This window comes from Myxococcus vastator (genome assembly GCF_010894475.1).
Taxonomy (GTDB): Bacteria; Myxococcota; Myxococcia; order Myxococcales; family Myxococcaceae; genus Myxococcus; species Myxococcus vastator.
Map to the genome: position 1 here is coordinate 1 of NZ_JAAIYB010000823.1, position 1,538 is coordinate 1,538.

Here is a 1,538-nt window from a genome sequence, read left to right on the forward strand (position 1 = left end):
CACCCCTTTAAACATCTGCTCCCGCCAGGAAGGAAGGGATGCTGGCGGGCCAGCAGGCGAAGGCGGCAAGGGGGACTCCGTCGGCGTGCCATGCCCCCCTGTGCGGACGGATGCCCCTTGGCCACTGTTGGGCTGGGGGTACACCGTCATGTTCGAAGCCATCGTCGAGCGCTTCCTTGCTGAGAGTCCACTCACTGTCATGGCCCGGGTGGCACTGGAACGTGCCTGTGACGCGGCGTGGGTCGACGCGGCGTTCCATGAGCACCGGGGCCGGCAGTATGAGCGAGAGTTGCTGTTCTCCGACGTCGTTGACCGGATGAGCCTGGTGGTGCTGGGCATGCGCCCCTCGCTGCACGCGGCGGCGCAGCGGCACCACCTGCCCGTCTCGGTGCAAGCGCTCTACAAGAAGGTGAACCGGACCGAGCCGGCAGTCCTCCGGGCGCTGGTGCGTAGCGCGTACGCCCGGCTGGCGCCGGTGCGCTCCGCGATGGGGCAGGCGGAGGCGGTTTGCGAAGGGATGGCCGTCCGCATCGTGGACGGCAACGACTTGCCGGCAAGTGAGAAGCGCCTTTCGGCGCTGCGTGGCTTCCGGGGCGCGGCGATGCCGGGCCAGTCCCTCGTGCTTTATGACCCGGACCTGGACCTGGTGGCTGACGTGCTGCCCTGGGAGGACGCACATGACCATGAGCGCTCGCTGCTCAAGCACCTGCTGCCGCAAGTCGAGCCAGGCCAACTCTGGGTCGCGGACAGGGGTTTCAGCACGCGCTCGATTCTCCAAGCATTCGCCGCCCGCGACGCCTTCTTGCTGGTGCGGGAGCATGCTCGCAATCCCTCACCGGCCGAGGAGCGCCCGCGACGGAAGGTAGGGCGCATTGAGACAGGGACGGTATTCGAGCAACCGGTGTCCATTCCAGACGGAGCGGGCGGCGTGCTGCGACTGCGGCGCATCGAGATTGAACTCGACACTCCCACCGAGGACGGCGACACCGTCATCCGGTTGCTGACCAATGTTCCAGCGGGTCGCAAGGGAGCCACAGCACTCGCCCGGTTGTACCGCACGCGTTGGCGGATTGAATGCCTGTTTGGCCGTCTGGAGTCTGTCCTTGAGAGTGAAGTGCGAAGCCTCGGCTCGCCCCGGGGCGCACTGCTTGGATTCTGCGTCGCCCTGGTGGCTTACGACGTGTTGGCCCTTTTGCAGGCGGCGGTGCGGGCCGCACATCCGGTGTGCGAGGAGAAGCCCATTTCATCCTTCTACATCGCGGCCGAACTGCGCGAGTACTACGGTGGAATGAAGGCAGCCCTCCCGGAGGAAGTCTGGGCGCCGTACGAAAGCCAGACGTCGAAGCAACTGGCCCGGACGCTGGTGGACATGGCAAGGCATGTCGACCCGATGATGCTCCTCAAGCATCCTCGCGGGCCCAAGCCACGGAAGAAGAAGGGCTACGCATCAGGAAGCGAGGTGCGCCGACAGGTCGCGACGTCACGCGTCCTCGCTGCCGGCACCGTCGATTACGTCAAGCAAGATGTTTAAAGGGGTG

1 protein-coding gene is annotated in these 1,538 nt (G+C 65.9%); it reads left to right on the forward strand.

Features of this window, described 5'->3' with window-relative positions:
* The first annotated feature begins 199 nt into the window (after positions 1-199).
* The gene (locus G4D87_RS37640) at positions 200-1,531 is read left to right on the forward strand and encodes an IS4 family transposase (RefSeq protein ID WP_163787573.1); all 1,332 of its coding nucleotides are present in this window, start codon (positions 200-202) and stop codon (positions 1,529-1,531) included.
* Positions 1,532-1,538 lie beyond the last annotated feature (7 nt).